Origin of the sequence: Bacillus cereus group sp. MYBK216-1 (assembly GCF_051916495.1) — a bacterium.
Taxonomy (GTDB): Bacteria; Bacillota; Bacilli; order Bacillales; family Bacillaceae_G; genus Bacillus_A; species Bacillus_A thuringiensis_K.
Genome location: NZ_JBQAGT010000003.1, coordinates 704,323 through 723,154, shown reverse-complemented (window position 1 = coordinate 723,154; position 18,832 = coordinate 704,323). Strand labels below are relative to the sequence as shown.

The window sequence follows — 18,832 nt, the reverse complement described above, 5'->3', positions numbered from 1 at the left end:
TCGTTTCAACTGGAATAAACAAAATATGTGACACATATGTTTAAGCATTGGTCAATTGTTGAAAGGGATGAAGAGTATGTCACAGCTGAACTTTGAAGAAAATTTATTAACTAAAGTAGCCTGGTACTATTATAAAGATCAATTAACACAACAAGAGATTGCTTCACTTCTTCATATTTCAAGAAATAAGGTTGTCCGGTTATTAGATAAGGCACGCAGTGAAGGTATCGTTACATTTCACGTAAAAGGAACCGGTTTGCATTGCTTGAGCATTGAACGTGACTTAATGAAAAAGTTCCACTTAAAAGATGCTTTCATTATCCCTACTCCAATAAACAATTATGCTACTTCTCTCGGAAAAGCCGCTGCACAATATTTAGAGACTCATCTCCAACAAGGTGATTTACTCGGCATCGGCTGGGGTGAAACGATAAGTAAAATGCTAGAAAACATTCATTTTGAAAGTTCTATTAATCTTTCATTCGTAACGCTAACAGGCGGAGTAAACCACTATCTCCCAAGAAAACAAAACTATTTACACTACATGCAAGGTGATCTTCATATTATTCCTACTCCTTTTCTAGCATCTTCTACTGAAATGGCACAAAGTATTTTATCAGAACCAAGTGTGAAAGATATGCTTCATGTCGCTTCACTTGCACATACAGCAGTTGTCGGTATTGGCGGGTTATCTCAAGACGCTACGATTGTAAAAGAAGAAAAATTAACGCTACGTGAAATGACATATATTCGAAGTCAAAACGGGGCGGGCGATATTTTAGGACAGTTTTATAATACGAATGGTGATTTATTAGAGCTCTCGCATCACAATCGTCTAATTGGCACGCCTCTCTCTATTTTGCGCAATATGAATCATGTCGTTGGTGTTGCTGGAGGTACAGAAAAGATAGATGCAATTTATGGTGCCTTAAAGGGAAAGTTCATTCATACATTAATTACCGATGAGGAAACGGCCCTCTCCTTATTACGAAAGGATGGTGATTGTTAATGTCTCATTTATTAGCTTTTGATGCTGGTACAGGAAGCATTCGAGCTGTTCTTTTTGATTTACTAGGTAATCAAATTGCGGTCAGTCAAAAAGAATGGGTTCATAATACGGATCCTCGTTACCCAGGTTCTATGAATTTTGATGTAATAGAAAACTGGAAGCTAGTACAACAATGCACGAAAGAAGTTTTACAAAGAAGTAATGTCACGCCTTCTTCTATTCAAGCTATTAGTGCTACTAGTATGCGGGAAGGTTTTGTTTTATATGATAAAAATGGGCAAGAAATTTGGGCTTGTGCAAATGTTGATGGGCGTGCATCCGCTGAAGTTAGTGAGCTAAAAGAAATACGGTCACATCTTGAAGAAGATTTATATACTAGATCTGGTCAAACTTTTTCATTAGGTGCTTTACCTCGCCTACTTTGGATTAAAAAACATGAACCAGACGTCTACAACAATATTCACTCCTTTACGATGTTAAATGATTGGATTTTGTATAAATTAAGCGGCGTACTGCAAATCGACCCTTCCAACGGTTGTACGTCTGGAATCTTTGATTTACAAAATAGAAATTGGGATAACGATGTCGCTAAAGAGTGTGGTATATCTTTGCCATTCTCACCAAAAGTAAATGAAGCTGGCACTGTGATTGGTAATGTTACAAAAGAGTGTGCAGCACTAACTGGTTTACTTGAAGGGATTCCTGTCGTCGCTGGCGGCGGTGATGCTCAAATGGCAGCACTCGGGACTGGAGTCGTAAAACCAAATCAAACTTTAATATGCGGCGGCAGCTTTTGGCAACAGGAAGTGAATATTGCAGAGTCAACAACGGATCCAAATGCTGCAATTCGAGTAAATTGTCACGTCGTTCCGAACCTTTGGCAATATGAAACGATTGCCTTTTTCCCTGGCCTCGTTATGCGTTGGTTTCGAGACGCTTTTTGCCAAGAAGAAAAAAAGCTCGCTGAAAAACTCGGTGTAGACGCTTATGAATTATTAGAAGAACAAGCGAAAGACGTTCCTGTCGGTTCATATGGTATTATCCCTACTTTTTCAAACGTTATGAACTACATTTCTTGGCGTCATGCCGCACCTTCATTCTTAAATTTAAGTTTAGACGCTGACAAATGCGGAAAAAAAGAAATGTTCCGTGCTATTGAAGAAAATGCCGCCTTCGTTACACTTGGAAACTTAAAACTAATTGAAAATCTTACTGGTACATTCCCTTCTGAAGTCATTTTTGCTGGCGGTGCCGCTAAAGGGCAACTATGGCCACAAATTCTATCAGACGTTCTCGGCATTCCTGTAAAAGTACCAGTTGTGAAAGAAGCAGCTGCTTTAGGAACTGCAATTGCTGCTGGAGTTGGCGCTGGCATATATTCATCTATGGAAGAGACTGCCGAACAATTTGTACAGTGGGAAAATACATTTGAACCAATCACTGAAAATCACGAGCTATACAAGGAATTCTATGAAACATGGAAAACCGTGTATAGCAGTCAGCTCGCTTTAGCTGATAAAGGACTTACAACACATATGTGGATTGCGCCTGGTGCACTGTAACACATTTACATAAAGGAGTGAACTGTATGTTAAAAGCGAATGAAAATGATTTCTCCTATCGCTTCGGTGATAACGGGCCGAAATATTTAATACAAGGCCCGAATATTGATATTGGTCTTGTTGTCATTCAGCCTGGGCAAGAGTTTCAAAATCATTACCATACAACGTGTGAAGAAGTTTTTTATGCGTTAGAAGGTGAAATAGACTTCTATGTAAATAACGAAAGAGTTCCGATTAAACAAGGTGATGTCCTGCAAGTTCGCCCTCATGAATCTCACTATCTGATTAACCATTCTGACAAACCTTTTAAAGCTGTTTTTATAAAGTCACCACATTTACCAAATAAAGATACGGTACAAAAGGAAAATCCAACATTAACGAAGGAGTGATTTGGAATGACTTGGGGATTTAAAAATCGATTAAATACAATTTTACCTGATGGCAGAGCGGTAATGTTAGCGATAGATCACGGCTACTTTTTAGGGCCAATCCACGGGCTTGAACAGCCACTTGAAACTGTTAAAAACTTACTTCCTTACACGGATTCTCTCTTTTTAACACGTGGTGTACTTAGCTCCTGCATTCCTGAAAACTGCAGCACACCGATGGTTATGCGTGTATCTGGCGGCGCTACTGTCGTCGGTAAAGATTTAGCGAATGAAACAATTGTTACACCTGTGAAAGAAGCAGTGAAGCAAAACGCAATTGGCGTTGGCGTTTCTGTTTTTGTCGGATCAGACTATGAAACACAAACTGTTTCGAATCTCGCAAATGTAGTCTCTGAAGCTCACGATTACGGCCTACCTGTACTCGGCATTACCGCAGTCGCAAAAGAATTACAAAAACGTGAAGCTCGCTTTCTAGCACTTGCTTCCCGCGTATGTGTTGAAATGGGTGCTGATATTATTAAAACGTATTACTGCGAAGGATTCGAAAAAATAACGAGCACATGCCCTGCCCCAGTTGTCATCGCGGGCGGCCCAAAACTAGATTCAATTGAAGATGCATTAAACATTACGTACAATGCACTGCAAGAAGGTGCAATCGGCGTAGACATGGGCCGGAACATATGGCAATCTGAACATCCTGCTGCGATGATTCAAGCGATACATGGTATTGTGAAAAATGGATTGAATGTGAAAGAGGCGCTTGAACTTTATAATGACGTGAAGAATTAATGTGAAAAGACAGACTATTTATTAGTCTGTCTTTTTTACTTTACAGTGAAACTTTCTTAATCCGTCTTCTAATATGATACATATTTAAATTTTATACACCTTCAAATGATTACTCTTGATGATCACTATTAAGCTTTGAAACTTTCTTATCTTCTCTATAATCAAGACAAGACACTTCAATTAATAAGCCATTAAATACTGTAAAATAAAAACCATAACTACTACCTCTCATCGAATAAGGTTCCTTGTCTATTTCAATGCCGCCGGCTACTAAACGATTATACGCTTGATCCACTTCACTTGATGTATCCACTAAAAAACCAATATGAAAAGCTTCCGGATACGTAACTTCCTTATTCCCCTTAAATGCCTTTGGATCACTTAGTACAAGTATAAATCAACTCTCATCACTACTAGTGCCTTTCCCTTTTGCTCCAAAAATTGAAAATCAAAAAATGTTTCAAAGAAATATGTCGCTTCTGATAAAGTGAAACTTTAATTAGTGGGGTTTTATTCATCCCCCACTGATTATTAGTTGAATCAATCGGGCTTTTACGAGCAGTTGATCCCCCACCTAACTTCTTTTCTTTAGCTGAATTTTGAGGTGGGGGTCTTACTGCCCGTTAATGTGGGATAAATCATCAACACATAAATTTAAATGATTCAGCTTCATGTACTCATCTCCTTTTAAACAGAGGGTATATAGACTCATTTTCATAACACTTAAATATGTAAGACAAGATATTCAAGCGTTCCATCTAAGACCATGCTTTATAAGTCTAATATTTTTTCTATAGCCTAGAACTTTTTTTAAATGAATGAAAAATTTTCTATCATTCCCATCCCCCAGTATTAAAAAAGAGGATACATGTTTGCTTCTACAACATGTATCCTCTGCTTGTATATTACGACTGTTGATAAGCCGCTTTCGATGATTTCACATAATAAACCGCATGATCCACATTAATAATATGATCTGGTTTTGGTTTACCACGGCCCGCTCTATGTCCAGCTAAGTGTTCTTCACTTGTTTCCCAGTTTTTCCATGCTTCTTCCGATTCCCAGCGAATCATAACGACAACTTCTTCGTCTCCTCTTCTTACTTTTTTCACAAGAACACTCAAGTCGATAAAGCCTTCAAATTTTTCAATAATACCTTCTCCAGTGAAACGTTCTACAACTATATTTGATGTACCTTCTTTTACTGTAAATGTTTTCGTTTCGATAAACATATATCCCACTCCCTCTTTGTAATACGAATACTACTATTCTTCTATTATAATTGATTATGATAATTATTTTCAATTGTAAAGTTTTAATTTTTTGAATTATGCTGATTTCTTTTCTATCGCCTCATCTAAAAATTTGAAATATGGAAGTAACATTCCTATTAAAGAGGTGACACATATAATTGCACCGATGATTAAATATAGCACTCTTACTCCCCACATTTCACTCAATATTCCCCCTACTAACACACCTAACGGCATAGCGGATCGTATGAAAAATAAACGCACTGAAAATACTTGTCCTATCATATTATTCGGCACGGTTTGTTGGCATATTGTTGTGTTATAAACATTGAAAAATGCAATACAAATCCCTGCTATTACTTCAATTATTATTGCAATGATAATACTATGATTGAACCCTAATGAAATGTATGTGAGTCCTCCTATAAACAATCCTCCAAGCATAAGTATACGCCGGCTTTTATATGTTACTTTTCCGACTAATACTGAGCCAATTACATAGCCAAGTGGAAAACCTGCCATGAAATAGCCGTACTCTGCATATCCCGCTGACAGCTCGTCTTTTATATAAGGAAGATTTGTGACCATTGTTACCCCTACTCCAAACTGCACAAAAGTAAGAAATATACCGAGCCAAACGATGATTGGTTTTGTAAAAAAATATGTAAAACCTTGGAGGAATTGTTCTAGCCACGTTTTTCGTATATCTGTTGTAGTTCTCTTTTCTTTTATATAAAGTAAGAAAGCACCACTAACAAATAGACAAATACATACGAAAGATAATGTAAGTTCTGTTCCAATGAAATGAATGACTACTCCACCTAATACTGGCGCAAGAAACATCATGAGACGAGTCATTCCATCAATATACGCATTTGCGTCTTGAAGTTGTTCCTTACTTACAATGCTCGGTGTAATTGCCTGACTCGCAGGTGTATAAAGAGGTGTAATAAGTCCCACTACAATTTGAACAACATAAATATGCCAAACTTCTATACTACCTGTAACTAGCATCACCAAAGGTAATAAGAATACAGACGCTCGTATCCATTGTGAAAAAATCATAATCCACTTTCGGCTCCATTTATCAATAAATGGGCCACTTATTAATTGCAGTATGAGAGACGGGATAAAATATAATAGCCACATACTACTTAAAGCCATTTCCGATCCTGTTAACTCATATACTAAAATTGAATTACATAACGTTCCGAAAGCCCCTCCTAATTCTGAGATTGCACTACCAATCCACATAAAAAAGAACGAACGATTTTTCAATATATTTTTCAATTTCACACACCAACTTTTCTTTTATATTCCTCCCTTTATGTACATTCTCGTTGTTAATTATCTATTCAAAAACATATCTAATTCTTTCGCTAACGACTGTACTGCTTTCTTTCTTAATACATATTTCCCGTCATGTATATCTACTAACTTCGCTGCACGTAACAATTTCAAATGATGGTGTACAGTCGATTTACCGAGTTGCAGTCTTTCTGTAATTTCCTGCAATGTTCTTTCTTTTTCAAACAACATTTTTACAATGCGTAACCTTGCTTCATCCCCAAGCGCCTTATGTTTTTGAACTAAAAAATAATTCGGTTCATATAGATCTTCAGGATGGATGCTTTCGTTTGCAACTGGGTAATGAAATACTTTCGTATCTTCAATATCCGCCTCAATATTCCACGGTCTGTACGTCATTTGCGGGATAAGAAGTACATTATGAACACTTGGTTCTGGGATATAGTTCACACCGCCAGTCGCCCACTCGACGAACTCTTCCGGTTTCATCTTTTTATTCATCTCATTTTTCGCTTCATAGTCTCTTTGTAATATAGAAAGTATTTTCTCTTCCTCTTTCTGAATAACACTCTCATACCAACCTGTCATTACAGCGATTAAATGAGGTTTCAGCACTTGTACATCCACATTACATATAAAACGAATATACGTAGAGAAAAACTGATGATCCTGCGTTAGTTCCTCTAGTTCATGTATTGCAGTTACGTCTCCACTCGCTGCTAAATGTCTTTTCTTTTCATGCTTCTCGCCTAAAAACGGTAAACATATATATTTCAAATCTACTTCTGAAAGCGCATTGATTTTAGTATGAAACTGTGATATTTCCTGAAACTCCCCTTTATACAACAACTGAAGTAACGCTTTCCACGTATTATGTTCCTCTACAAACTGTAAGTGCTCTCTCATTTCTTCTGTTAATGATTTCTTAATTTCTTCCCATTCATTTTGACTCTTTTCAAGAGTATCAATTAACCGCTTATGAGTAATCGCAGCAATGCCAAGTGCACATTCAAAAAGTATCGAATATTTCACTTGAACGTTATAAGTTTCTCTCTTTCTACTCGTTATGTGATAGACCTCCATTTTTATCCCTCCTTGTTTGCTATATATTTAATTCTATTTTTATCGAATTATACCTTCTATATTTTTAGAATTATATTACAACCTTAAAAATATTCTAATCAATGAGCAAATAGAAAAGGTTTATACTCTTTTTTATTCTGACTCAATTAAAACCTTGATTATTAAAAATGAAAGTTTTTAATGCCTCTTTTATACATTGCATTTCCTTCTCTTGATCAGCTATAAAGAAGGTTTATTGAAGAGAAAAGAGAATTGATTTTATTAAGAAAAATGAATAGGAGGCTATACGAATGGGGAGAAAAGAAATGTTGCAAAATGGAGTCCAACAAGTTTTTTACGAAGAAGAATGGTACCCACCAATATCAGAAGCGTTAAAAAATCTTACTGCTGAACAAGCATGTTGGCAACCAGAAGGTGCTGCCAGTAATACGATTTGGGAAAATGTGAACCATTTATTAATCTTTAAAGAACGCCTACTTTCCCGCTTACATGAAGACAACACATTTGTTGCTCCACAAAATAATGATGAAACCTTTATCCAAGGTGAGCCTAATGATGATAACGCTTGGCAACAAACAGTAAAGCGAACGCTTCAAGTACATGATGCCTTACAATCTTCATTAACCGCCCTTCAAGAAGCAGAACTAGATCAACTAAGTCCTTCTCTACCAGTTTGGCAACAATATATGAATATCCTTTTGCATGATGCTTATCATACAGGACAAATTATACAGCTTCGGAAACTTCAAGGTTCATGGCCAACTCACCGTTCTTATTTATAAAGTGAAATTTTAATCAGCTCTTACCAATCGGGATTTTGCGGGCAGCCCATCCCCACATCACTTCTTTGCTTTCCCTGAATTTTGAGGTGGAAGTCTTACTGCCCGTTAATCCGAGATAAACGATGTTTAAAATCGCATACGTTTAATATCCAACAAAGCAATTGAAAATAGCTACTTGTTTTGTAATTACTGCGATTGCTCAAAATAAAGCAAATTAAAATACGTGAATCCCAAACATCATTTACCTTCTTCATAACTTCTGATCATAATCCAAATTTGGAAGAATAGAGGCTTTTTTATATACAAATAATAAGCCTCAAGGAGTTGTTGACATGTATTTCATATTGAATATGTTAGGGATTTTCGTTGTCATATTAATCGTTTTCTTATGTTCGCCTAATAAAAAACATATAAAATGGAGACCAATTGTAATTCTCATCCTATTGGAGCTTTTTATTACGTGGTTTATGTTAGGCACAAAGCTCGGCAGTATTATCATTAATAAAATTGCGTCATTTTTCAGTTGGCTACTAGCATGTGCGAATGAAGGTATTCGATTTGCATTTCCTTCAGCTATGGAAAGTCAGCACATTGATTTCTTCTTTAGTGCGTTACTTCCTATCATTTTTGTTATTACTTTTTTCGATATTCTTTCTTATTTCGGAATCTTAACTTGGATTATTGATAAAGTAGGTGCAGTTATTTCAAAGATTTCTCGTTTACCAAAGTTAGAAAGTTTCTTTTCGATTCAAATGATGTTTTTAGGAAACACCGAAGCACTTGCGGTTGTTCGTGATCAATTATCTGTTTTAAAAGAAAATCGATTATTAACTTTTGGAATTATGAGTATGAGTAGCGTTAGCGGATCCATTCTTGGTGCTTATTTATCAATGGTTCCAGCAACATATATTTTCAGCGCAATCCCATTAAACTGTATTAACGCATTAATTTTAGCCAATGTATTAAATCCTGTGGAAGTTTCGAAAGAAGAAGACGTTGTTTACACACCTTCAAAACATGAAAAAAAGGATTTCTTTTCTACTATTTCAAACAGTATGTTAGTTGGGATGAATATGGTTATCGTTATTTTAGCTATGGTAATTGGTTATGTAGCTTTAACAGCATGTTTAAATGGGATTTTAGGATTTTTTGTAACAGGGTTAACAATTCAAAAAATCTTCTCCATTATCTTTAGTCCTTTTGCATTTTTACTCGGTTTATCAGGCAGTGATGCTATGTATGTAGCTGAATTAATGGGGATCAAAATAACGACAAATGAATTTGTTGCAATGATGGATTTAAAATCAAACTTAAAGTCGCTACAACCACATACGATTGCGGTTGCAACAACATTTCTAGCTTCTTTTGCTAACTTTAGTACAGTAGGTATGATTTACGGAACTTACAATTCATTATTTGGCGGAGAAAAATCATCAGTCATCGGTAAAAATGTTTGGAAGCTTCTTGTTAGCGGAATGGCGGTTTCTTTATTAAGCGCTATGCTTGTTGGACTATTTGTATGGTAAACATTCTTTAAAACGAAAGACACCCAATCGAATTGAGTGTCTTCTATTTTTATTTTCGAATTTGACCATTTCCACGAATCACATATTTTGTAGAAGTTAATGCAGGAAGCCCCATTGGTCCTCTTACGTGTAACTTTTGTGTACTGATGCCAATTTCTGCGCCGAATCCGAATTCAGATCCATCAGTAAAACGAGTTGACGCATTATGATACAGTGCAGCCGCATCTACAGCTGTGAAGAATTTGCTGACGTTTTCCTCGTTTTCTGAAATAATCGCTTCGGAATGCATAGATCCATACGTATTTATGTGATGAATCGCTTCTTCTATAGAAGAAACTACCTTCACTGCCAGCATGAGTGATAAAAATTCTGTACCCCAGTCTTCTTCTGAAGCAAGTACTATTGAAGAATCAATTACCAATGCTTTCTGATCACCACGTAACTCCACGCCGCTTTCCTTCAAAGTAGAAAACAACTCGCTACCATATCGCCGCGCCCACTTCTCATGAAGTACAATCGTTTCAATGGCATTACATACAGATGGACGCTGCGTTTTTGCATTTATAATAATATCAATTGCCATTTGTTTATTCGCTGTTTCATCAATGAAAATATGACAATTTCCTGCACCCGTTTCAAGTACTGGAACAGATGCTTCTCTCACTACCGTATCAATTAATTGTTTGCCACCTCTTGGAATAAGAACGTCTAAGTAATCATTCATTGTAAACAACTGCTTTGCGCTATCCCGTGTTGTGTCTTCTATGAGCTGTACACTTTCTGGAGGCAAGCTTGTTTGTTTAAGCGCCCGGTGAATAACGTCAACAATAGCTTTGTTAGAATTGATAGCAGAAGAACTACCACGTAATATAACTGCGTTTCCTGTCTTTAAACAAATTGTAGCAGCATCTACTGTTACATTTGGCCTTGCCTCATAAATCATACCAACAACACCAAGTGGTACACGCATCTCCTGAATAAATAGTCCATTTGGTCGCTCCCATTTGCTTACACATTCTCCAACAGGATCACGTAATTCAATTAATTGCTTAATTCCCTCTGCCATATCAATGATACGCTGTTCATTCAGCATTAGACGATCAAGGAGTGAATCAGAAAATCCTTTTGCCTTACCTTCTTCGATATCTCGTTTGTTTTCCTCTAAAATATAAGCTGTTTCTACTATTAACCTTTCAGCAATGGCAGCAAGTGCTTCGTTTTTTTGACTTGTAGATTTTAGTACAAGTTCTCTAGCAACTTCTTTCGCCCTTTTCCCCTTTGCCAACACTTCATTCATTTTTGTTTCCTCCTTTTTAACATCACTATTCTTAAAGTGAAACCCAATAATCTCTATGAATAACTTCATAATTATGTCTTTCGCCTCTTGCTTGAATATGTTGGCTTTGCATACCTTTTATCTCTCTTAATTCCTCTGCGCTATAGGTGCATTGCCCTTTTCCAATTACGTGCCCTTGTTGCGTCATTACTTCTACGACATCGCCAACTTTGAAAAATCCTGACACATTTGTAACGCCGGCAGGAAGAAGACTCTTACCATGCTGAATGATAGCAGTAGCTGCACCAGCGTCTACTTCAATTTGTCCGCTAACGAGCGAATGCAACGCGATCCATTGCTTGTTCATCTTCATTTCTTTTTGAGGAGCATTTCCGATATATGTTCCATCACCTTTGCCCTTTAAAACATCTACAAATTTCTCTTGTCCACGTCCTGTTCCAATAAATACACTCGCACCAAGAGAGAGTGCTGTCTTTGCAGCATCGATTTTTGATTTCATTCCGCCAGTCCCAAGTTTTGAGCCAGCATCTCCTGCAAGAGAAGCGATTTCTTCTGTAACTTCAGGAAGGAAATAATATTTTTTCGCATCCTCATTTTTCTGAGGATTTTTGTCATATAAACCGTTCACATCTGTAAAAATCATAAGCATATCAGCTGAAACAAGTCCGCTTACTAAAGCTGACAGCATATCATTATCACCGAACGTTAGCTCCTCTAAAGAGATGGAATCATTTTCATTAATGATTGGAAGAGCAGAACGGTTTAATAACTCTCCTAAAGTAGCGTAAGCGTTACTATATTGTTCTTTTCTAGAAAAGTCACTTCTCGTCAGCAATAATTGCGCAGTTACAATACCATATTTACGGAATTCCTCCGTGTACGCCTGCATTAACAAGCTTTGTCCGACAGCCGCAGCAGCCTGTTTTCCTTTAATTGTCACAGGTCTACTTGGATATCCTAGAGCAGAAAAACCTGCAGCAACGGCTCCAGATGTAATTAACAAAACTTCATGTCCTTCCTCTTTCAATCGAGCCAATGCGGCAACATGATCTGAAAGTTGTTCTTTAGAAATGCCTCCGTGACTATCTGCCAAGGAGCTGCTCCCAATCTTAACGACAACTCGTTGTTTTTTCACTTTTGTATCCCCCAAATCTAAAATCAAAGTTTTTTATACATTACACTTTTATTCATACAGCTTTCAGTCATTTCTATTCTCATTATTGCTGCACCTAGCCTATTCAAGAGCAAAATAAAAATGACCGCTTCGCCCTTAATAAAATAAAAAGGACGAAACGGTCATTGTTCCGCGGTACCACCTTAATTGATATACATAGATATCCACTTGGCGCCTATAACGCAGGCGAACGCCTAAACTTTCATTTAAGACTCAGGGATAGGTTCGATATATTCTATACGAGGAATCTTTCAGCCGGTGAATTCCACTCTCTTTCGCAAGAAGACATATGTACTATTTCCCTTCAACGATTTTCGGTTTAATTTTTTTATATTATGCGATATAGTTTGATTTGGTGTCAAGAGGTATTTTAAAAAATAAATAGAGCGACAAGTTCTTGTATGAAATGATTGCCCTACTGAATGAAAATACAAATTGATATAACTGCAACTCATATTCATAAACATAATACCTTACATTATAGTGTATATATTTACAGAATGTCGAATATAATTCATTTTTATCTTTTACTGTTGCAAAAAGGAATATATTCTCTTAGAATGTTTCTTTATATTGCATGGAGATGTTATTGTTATTTTAAGATAACAATTTCGAAATAATATAATTTATTAAAAAGGAGCAAGATTGAGTTATTATGGATAAACAAATTGGATTCATCGGATGCGGAAATATGGGAATGGCTATCATTGGCGGAATGCTAAACAAAAAGGTAGTGTCTGCAAATCATGTTATTTGTTCGGATTTAAACACTACGAATTTAAAACATGCTAACGAAAAATATGGGCTAACTACAACTACTGACAATAATGAGGTAGCTAAAAATGCTGATATTTTAATTTTATCAATTAAACCGGACCTATACGCAGCGGTCATTAACGAAATAAAAGAAGTCATCAAAAACGATGTTATCGTCGTAACGATCGCTGCCGGCAAAAGCATTAAAAGTACTGAAGAAGCTTTTGATAAAAAATTAAAAGTTGTAAGAGTAATGCCTAATACACCTGCTCTTGTTGGAGAAGGAATGTCTGCGTTATGCCCTAATGAAATGGTGACAGAAAAAGATTTAGAAGATGTGCTAAACATTTTCAATAGCTTTGGTCAAGCAGAGATTGTAAGTGAAAAATTAATGGATGTTGTTACATCAGTAAGCGGTTCTTCACCAGCATACGTATATATGATTATAGAGGCGATGGCAGATGCTGCTGTACTAGATGGTATGCCTAGAAATCAAGCATATAAATTCGCTGCTCAAGCTGTATTAGGGTCTGCAAAAATGGTACTAGAAACAGGAATACATCCAGGTGAATTGAAAGATATGGTTTGTTCTCCTGGCGGAACAACGATAGAAGCTGTAGCAACATTAGAGGAAAAAGGCTTACGCACAGCCATCATTTCAGCTATGCAGCGCTGTACGCAAAAGTCTATTGAACTGTCTAGCCAAACAAAAAAATAAAACGATAAAAGAGATCATGTTAGCTATGAATTCATATGAATTTAACTAGAAATGCACTACATGATAAACGGCCAAATTCGAATATACTTGAGTTTGGCCGTTTTAGTTTTTAATTATATTAAAATAATTTTACTCATCACACTACTTTACTTGTGTAATTTTATTAGAAACTAATAATTTTTCAATGCATTTCGGCAACATATCTAATAGCGTTTCAAATGCGTAGTTTACATCTAGACGTTCTGTCCATTGATGTGCATCTTTTCCTACCGGTCCCATATTTAATACTGGAACGTCAAACTCTTCTAGTTCCTGAAGTGGAATCGAGTAACCTTTATCCCATAATGGCATATTGTCTACAAGTGAACTCATTGAATGTAGTGGATTCTGTAAGCCCACATAGCTCAAATCTGAAATTCCTCCAAAATAGTTTTGGTTTTCAAATGTAATGTTATGATTGTAATGTGCATACTTTTCCATTTCTGCAACTACTTCTTTAATTAATGGATCGTTGCGTGAACTTACAGCTGGATAATATGGTGGAGCAAAGAAAAGTACAATCATCGGCGCCTTTTCTTTACATAAAATAGCTAGTTTATCTACTAAATCAATTGTTACCGCACGATCATCTTTCTCTTCTCTATTTTTTATTATACTAGATTGAATATCATCTATTTTCGCTTGACCATGTTGTTCAATTGCATAAGCGATAAGCTCTTCGTACGTTAATACATTCACTTTCATATTAGGCGGTATAAACGGATTATATTTAGAAAAACGATATGCTTGCTTTTCATATTTCTCTTCTATTTTCTCTGCTACTTTCGTTACTTTTTGACGTAACAATGAAACGACATCTGTCATTGATTTTTCTAGTAAAAACAAATTAAATAATGTAACGGCACGATGCGGAATTTGTACAGAATAATCCTCCTTTAAGTCCCGTTGAAGTAAGTTAGTTGGCGGAGGACTCGCTTCCCCTTCTACAATATCACAAAGGTCCGTATTCAACTCTAATTCTGCTGTGATTAATGACGCCATATAACTACCATTTAAGCCCGCAAAAGGTTCACCTACATGTGTTTCTTTACCATAGCAAAGAAATCCAGGTAACACTTTACCAATAGAACCCGTGTAAATATACTTATTTTGGTCACCAGGATGTCTTGCAAACATAGGCTCTGAATTTAGGACTGTTTTATAATTTAAATCATGTTCTTTTGCTAACTCTAGTAATCTTGGAACAGCAGCCCTCATCCCCAACGAATTTACTTCTTCATCTGGAACAGCTAATAAAAGTACATTTCCATCAAATCTTCCTTCACAGGCTTGCTCAATCATTGCCATTTGTAACGTGAGGCCGCATTTCATGTCCATTGTTCCTCTACCAAATAGCCAATCTCCTTGTTCTATATCTTCACGTACATGGGCTGGTAGTTCATCTTTATGAGAATAAAACATAGACGTTAACTTTTTAGGGTTGAATGCATCCTCTTTCCATACTCCGTAATCTTGTACATCTACAACATCAAAGTGACTAACTAGAATTACGGTATTTTTTGTACAATCGCTTTTCTTTACGAGCGCTGTAACAAAATATCGTCCGTCCCCTGTCGGATTTTTTTGTAAATGATGCGGGTTTTCTTTGAAATACTGTAATTCAGATAATTGTTCCACAACAAAGTCTGGCAATATTACTTCAGCTTCTGAACCGGTAATACTAGGAATTTCAACAAGACTGCTTAATAATTGAATCAATTGTTCTTTTGATTGCCACTTTGACATATAAATCCCCCTATTTTTCCGCATTATGAAAACAAATTCCAGTATATGAATAAAAAATGACGACAGCTATCAAAATTATAGTTCTGATGTACTGCCGATTTTTATTGATATTTCATGAGCTGCTTGTTTTACCTTGCTAATAAGAAAAGATAGTCGATCATCATTAATACGATGACTAATTAACCCAACACTTAATGCTCCTACTACTTTATGATTAAATCCGATAATAGGTGCAGCTACTGAAGCTGTCCCTTCTGTTTTTTCACCATAACTGACAGCATATCCTTCATTTTTTATTTGCTTTATTTGATTAAGAAGAATTTGCTTTTGTTCTGGTAATGAAGAAAGTAAATGTTCTACAATATGTTCCATTTCATTCGTTTTCATATTGGCAAGCATCGTTTTATTTGCGGCACCAATTGAAAGTGGAATTTGTTCCCCTAGATTATCGATAACTCGAATTTTTAAAGGACTATCAATTCTTTCAATGATAATAGAATGCGTTCCGTTTGGAATATTTAAATAGACACTTTCTTCGACTTCAAAGGCCAACCGCTTCATCACTTCTCTTGCAACAGATCTATAGTCTACCTTCTCCAATTGACGTAACCCTATTTCCATCCACATTGGTCCAATTTTGTACTGTTTTGTCTCTGGTATTTGTGTAACTAACCCATGCTCCATTAGAGAGTTAAGTAATCTATGTACTGTACTAACTGGGAGATGTGTTCCATCTGCTATATCAGAAATAGCCCAATACTCTTTTTCATTTGTAGAATTCAATAATTTAATAATACTTATCGCTCGATCAATGGACTGTACCATAACTCGCCTCAACTTTACTCGTAGTATGTTAGTACGTTTAATTAACTATCAATTTAGCAAACATTCGAAATGAAATCAATATATTTATTCAATTTTCTAACAATAAAAATATATCACTAACAACGAATTGAAAACGTAAACAAAAAAATATTGACTTTTCTTTTTAATTATCTGAAAATTATAACAAGATTTCACATCACGGAATACATTCCATAATACGGAAAAACATCAAACTTTATTCTATCAACTACGAAAGTGAGGAAAACAATGGCGCAAGTAAACAATACAAACAATGAATTAAAACGTACGATGAAAAGTAGACACTTATTCATGATTGCACTCGGTGGTGTGATTGGAACGGGGTTATTTAACGGATCTGGCTTTATAATAAGTCAAGCTGGACCTGGTGGATCCGTACTTGCCTTTATGGCCGGTGGATTATTAATGTATTTCGTTATGCTATGTCTTGGTGAACTCGCTGTAGCCATGCCTGTTTCGGGTTCTTTCCAGGAATATGCCACTAAGTTCATCAATCCTGCAACTGGCTTTACAATCGGATGGTTGTATTGGTTAAGCTGGGCGAATACGACCGGTCTTGAATTTACAACTGCCGGCATTACAATGCAGCGCTGGTTTCCTGATATTCCTGTTTGGGTTTGGTGTTTAATATTTGGCGTTACGATTTTCACTATTAACGCATTATCTGCTCGTAGTTATGCAGAAACAGAATTTTGGTTTTCAAGTATAAAAGTATCTGCCATTATAGCTTTTATAATTCTTGGTGGCGCCGCTATGTTCGGTTTTATTGATTTAAAAGGCGACGAACCAGCTCCGCTATTTTCAAATTTCGTAAATCATGGTGGTTTATTCCCAAATGGACTTGCAGCTATTCTATTAACAATGGTTACAGTCAATTATTCCTTCCAAGGTACAGAGCTTGTCGGAATCGCAGCAGGTGAAAGTGAAGATCCAGCAAAAACTTTACCTCGTTCTATTAGAAATATTATATGGCGCACAATGTTTTTCTTCGTCTTAGCAATCTTTGTTCTTGTTGCTTTAATTCCTTGGGAAGAAGCAGGACTCACAAAGAGCCCATTCGTTGCTGTTTTTGATAATCTCGGTATTCCATATGCAGCTGATATTATGAACTTTGTTATTCTTACTGCTGTTCTTTCTGTCGCAAACTCAGGACTATACGCTGCTACTCGAATGCTTTGGTCTTTATCAAAAAACGAAATGGCTCCAGCATTTTTAAAGAAATTATCATCACGTGGGATTCCTCTCAACGCTTTAATCATGACAATAGCTATTTCTGCTTTTTCTCTTTTGACAAGTGTAGTAGCTGCTGAAACTGTTTACTTGTGGCTCATTTCAATTTCCGGAGTCATTACCATTATTGTTTGGATGTCAATTTGTGTTTCTCAATTCTTTTTCCGCAAACACTATTTAGCTGAAGGTGGAAAATTAGAAGACTTGAAGTTCAGAACTCCACTCTATCCCCTTGTACCAATTCTTGGTTTTGGATTGTATGGCATTATATTAGTAAGTCTTATCTTTATCCCAGATCAAAGACTAGGCATTTATTGTACTGTACCATTTATCATCTTTTGCTATACCTACTATCACTTTAAAGTTAAGAAAAGAATTGCAACTAACACTCAAAGTGAAACTAAAATTAGCGAAACTTCGTAATATTGTACGATACAAAAAAGACCACACGTGGCGTTTCACTTCATGTGTGGTCTTTTTTCATTATTTTAATATGATTTCATCTGAATTTAATGAATATATCCCCTCTCCTACAAAAGTAGTAGAGGGTTCATTTAAACACTTACTACCTCAGTGGGATTTATCACATTCCAATTTCAATATAATAGTAAATAGGTATATCGGATATAGATGTACATTACTAGGCTTATACATATTTCAACTTTAGAATTACATTTACTATTCAATTGGTAGTTACCAATAAAGAAAGGAATGATCATAATAATACAGAACATATACGAAACTCATTTACATGTAAGAAATTTAGAAAAGGCAATAAATTTCTATCAAAACAAGCTAGGATTAACGTTAGCAAGAAAACTCTCCAAAAGAAGAGTGGCTTTCTTTTGGGTCGGAGAAAATAAAAAACAAATGCTTGGACTATGGGAAGTAAATAATATCGAAGACTTTGAGCCGAGACATTTTGCTTTTGGTGTAAATTTAGAGTTTTTAATGACTTCTAAAGCGTGGTTAGAGGAACGTGGAATAGTAGTGATAGGAAGTCAAGGAAAAGGAAATCAAGAGCCAATTGTCCAAAGGTGGATGCCCGCTGCAAGTGTATACTTTCTAGATTGTGATAGAAATAAATTAGAATTCATTTCTATGTTACATGACAATCCAGATGAATTAGAATATGCATCCTATTTAAGTGTATGGAATGCGGAACACCAAGAAAAATGAATGAAATTTCCGTTCAAGTCTTTTCTAATTTTTTAGATATAATGTTGTACGATCCTGCTATTAATTTTCGTCGGATTTATGAACAGTTATCGTAATGGAAAATTCATGATAACTCCACTTGTTAACAT

Annotated in this window: 16 protein-coding genes, 1 pseudogene and 1 other annotated feature; of the genes and pseudogenes, 9 read left to right on the top strand and 8 right to left on the bottom strand. The window is 36.0% G+C overall.

The window, feature by feature from the left end; translation table 11 throughout:
• The first annotated feature begins 76 nt into the window (after positions 1–76).
• From ACTFRH_RS13915 to lsrF, 4 genes are read left to right on the top strand one after another with little or no spacing between them, the layout of a single operon-like run.
• A complete protein-coding gene (locus tag ACTFRH_RS13915; RefSeq protein ID WP_000080661.1) occupies positions 77–1,009 on the top strand; it encodes a sugar-binding transcriptional regulator in 933 nt (310 codons plus the stop codon).
• Positions 1,009–2,571 (top strand): autoinducer-2 kinase, encoded by a 1,563-nt coding sequence (lsrK, locus tag ACTFRH_RS13910; protein WP_000018829.1) that lies wholly within the window; start codon positions 1,009–1,011, stop codon positions 2,569–2,571. The genes ACTFRH_RS13915 and lsrK overlap by 1 nt, the downstream gene beginning before the upstream one ends.
• 26 nt (positions 2,572–2,597) lie before the next feature.
• Positions 2,598–2,960 carry a cupin domain-containing protein gene (locus ACTFRH_RS13905; protein WP_000909980.1) on the top strand — a complete coding sequence of 121 codons (363 nt, stop codon included), beginning with the start codon at positions 2,598–2,600 and terminating at the stop codon, positions 2,958–2,960.
• A 6-nt stretch (positions 2,961–2,966) separates the two neighbouring features.
• Entirely contained in the window at positions 2,967–3,749 is a 783-nt protein-coding gene (lsrF, locus tag ACTFRH_RS13900) for a 3-hydroxy-5-phosphonooxypentane-2,4-dione thiolase (protein ID WP_000219774.1), read from the top strand.
• A 109-nt stretch (positions 3,750–3,858) separates the two neighbouring features.
• Here the strand turns inward: lsrF and ACTFRH_RS13895 are convergent.
• The 4 genes and pseudogenes from ACTFRH_RS13895 to ACTFRH_RS13880 form a co-directional block, all read right to left on the bottom strand.
• Positions 3,859–4,235 (bottom strand): annotated as a pseudogene (locus ACTFRH_RS13895) (VOC family protein); the annotation flags it as partial.
• Between the two features lie 419 nt (positions 4,236–4,654).
• Complete coding sequence (hmoA, locus tag ACTFRH_RS13890; RefSeq protein WP_000469496.1) at positions 4,655–4,981, bottom strand: heme-degrading monooxygenase HmoA; 327 nt, start codon at positions 4,979–4,981, stop codon at positions 4,655–4,657.
• A gap of 96 nt (positions 4,982–5,077) precedes the next feature.
• On the bottom strand, positions 5,078–6,298 hold the full coding sequence (locus ACTFRH_RS13885) for an MFS transporter (protein WP_000769175.1): 1,221 nt from the start codon (positions 6,296–6,298) through the stop codon (positions 5,078–5,080).
• 51 nt (positions 6,299–6,349) lie between these two features.
• Complete coding sequence (locus ACTFRH_RS13880; protein WP_000454556.1) at positions 6,350–7,393, bottom strand: ArsR/SmtB family transcription factor; 1,044 nt, start codon at positions 7,391–7,393, stop codon at positions 6,350–6,352.
• 290 nt (positions 7,394–7,683) lie between these two features.
• On the opposite strand from ACTFRH_RS13880, the gene ACTFRH_RS13875 reads away from it, so the two are divergent.
• Positions 7,684–8,175: a DinB family protein gene (locus tag ACTFRH_RS13875; protein ID WP_000532729.1), complete on the top strand. Its 492-nt coding sequence runs from the start codon at positions 7,684–7,686 to the stop codon at positions 8,173–8,175.
• 332 nt (positions 8,176–8,507) lie between these two features.
• Positions 8,508–9,701: a NupC/NupG family nucleoside CNT transporter gene (locus ACTFRH_RS13870; RefSeq protein WP_000273601.1), complete on the top strand. Its 1,194-nt coding sequence runs from the start codon at positions 8,508–8,510 to the stop codon at positions 9,699–9,701.
• Between the two features lie 49 nt (positions 9,702–9,750).
• Here the strand turns inward: ACTFRH_RS13870 and ACTFRH_RS13865 are convergent, their stop codons facing one another.
• Together ACTFRH_RS13865 and proB are read right to left on the bottom strand one after the other, a co-directional pair.
• Positions 9,751–10,998, bottom strand: coding sequence for a glutamate-5-semialdehyde dehydrogenase (locus tag ACTFRH_RS13865; RefSeq protein ID WP_002181437.1), 1,248 nt, complete (start codon positions 10,996–10,998; stop codon positions 9,751–9,753).
• A 31-nt stretch (positions 10,999–11,029) separates the two neighbouring features.
• The gene (proB, locus tag ACTFRH_RS13860) at positions 11,030–12,133 is read right to left on the bottom strand and encodes a glutamate 5-kinase (protein WP_000744796.1); all 1,104 of its coding nucleotides are present in this window, start codon (positions 12,131–12,133) and stop codon (positions 11,030–11,032) included.
• A gap of 145 nt (positions 12,134–12,278) precedes the next feature.
• Positions 12,279–12,489, bottom strand: a binding site (T-box leader).
• 338 nt (positions 12,490–12,827) lie between these two features.
• Between proB and proC the strand changes: the two genes are divergently transcribed.
• Positions 12,828–13,646 carry a pyrroline-5-carboxylate reductase gene (proC, locus tag ACTFRH_RS13855; RefSeq protein WP_000360712.1) on the top strand — a complete coding sequence of 273 codons (819 nt, stop codon included), beginning with the start codon at positions 12,828–12,830 and terminating at the stop codon, positions 13,644–13,646.
• Positions 13,647–13,787: 141 nt separating this feature from the next.
• Here the strand turns inward: proC and ACTFRH_RS13850 are convergent, their stop codons facing one another.
• The gene (locus tag ACTFRH_RS13850) at positions 13,788–15,431 is read right to left on the bottom strand and encodes a M20/M25/M40 family metallo-hydrolase (protein ID WP_000049545.1); all 1,644 of its coding nucleotides are present in this window, start codon (positions 15,429–15,431) and stop codon (positions 13,788–13,790) included.
• A gap of 75 nt (positions 15,432–15,506) precedes the next feature.
• Positions 15,507–16,256 (bottom strand): IclR family transcriptional regulator, encoded by a 750-nt coding sequence (locus ACTFRH_RS13845; protein WP_000250746.1) that lies wholly within the window; start codon positions 16,254–16,256, stop codon positions 15,507–15,509.
• A 267-nt stretch (positions 16,257–16,523) separates the two neighbouring features.
• Between ACTFRH_RS13845 and ACTFRH_RS13840 the strand changes: the two genes are divergently transcribed.
• On the top strand, positions 16,524–17,948 hold the full coding sequence (locus ACTFRH_RS13840; protein WP_000079964.1) for an amino acid permease: 1,425 nt from the start codon (positions 16,524–16,526) through the stop codon (positions 17,946–17,948).
• A gap of 297 nt (positions 17,949–18,245) precedes the next feature.
• Positions 18,246–18,704, top strand: coding sequence for a VOC family protein (locus tag ACTFRH_RS13835; protein WP_033703562.1), 459 nt, complete (start codon positions 18,246–18,248; stop codon positions 18,702–18,704).
• The last annotated feature ends 128 nt before the right edge of the window (positions 18,705–18,832 follow it).

What these genes read in the sequence shown, in the direction of transcription:
- ACTFRH_RS13915 (WP_000080661.1), top strand. Translation starts at nt 77, where the DNA reads ATGTCACAGCTGAACTTTGAAGAAAATTTATTAACTAAAGTAGCCTGG.
- lsrK (WP_000018829.1), top strand. Translation starts at nt 1,009, where the DNA reads ATGTCTCATTTATTAGCTTTTGATGCTGGTACAGGAAGCATTCGAGCT.
- ACTFRH_RS13905 (WP_000909980.1), top strand. Translation starts at nt 2,598, where the DNA reads ATGTTAAAAGCGAATGAAAATGATTTCTCCTATCGCTTCGGTGATAAC.
- lsrF (WP_000219774.1), top strand. Translation starts at nt 2,967, where the DNA reads ATGACTTGGGGATTTAAAAATCGATTAAATACAATTTTACCTGATGGC.
- hmoA (WP_000469496.1), bottom strand. Translation starts at nt 4,981, where the DNA reads ATGTTTATCGAAACGAAAACATTTACAGTAAAAGAAGGTACATCAAAT.
- ACTFRH_RS13880 (WP_000454556.1), bottom strand. Translation starts at nt 7,393, where the DNA reads ATGGAGGTCTATCACATAACGAGTAGAAAGAGAGAAACTTATAACGTT.
- ACTFRH_RS13875 (WP_000532729.1), top strand. Translation starts at nt 7,684, where the DNA reads ATGGGGAGAAAAGAAATGTTGCAAAATGGAGTCCAACAAGTTTTTTAC.
- ACTFRH_RS13870 (WP_000273601.1), top strand. Translation starts at nt 8,508, where the DNA reads ATGTATTTCATATTGAATATGTTAGGGATTTTCGTTGTCATATTAATC.
- ACTFRH_RS13865 (WP_002181437.1), bottom strand. Translation starts at nt 10,998, where the DNA reads ATGAATGAAGTGTTGGCAAAGGGGAAAAGGGCGAAAGAAGTTGCTAGA.
- proC (WP_000360712.1), top strand. Translation starts at nt 12,828, where the DNA reads ATGGATAAACAAATTGGATTCATCGGATGCGGAAATATGGGAATGGCT.
- ACTFRH_RS13850 (WP_000049545.1), bottom strand. Translation starts at nt 15,431, where the DNA reads ATGTCAAAGTGGCAATCAAAAGAACAATTGATTCAATTATTAAGCAGT.
- ACTFRH_RS13845 (WP_000250746.1), bottom strand. Translation starts at nt 16,256, where the DNA reads ATGGTACAGTCCATTGATCGAGCGATAAGTATTATTAAATTATTGAAT.
- ACTFRH_RS13840 (WP_000079964.1), top strand. Translation starts at nt 16,524, where the DNA reads ATGGCGCAAGTAAACAATACAAACAATGAATTAAAACGTACGATGAAA.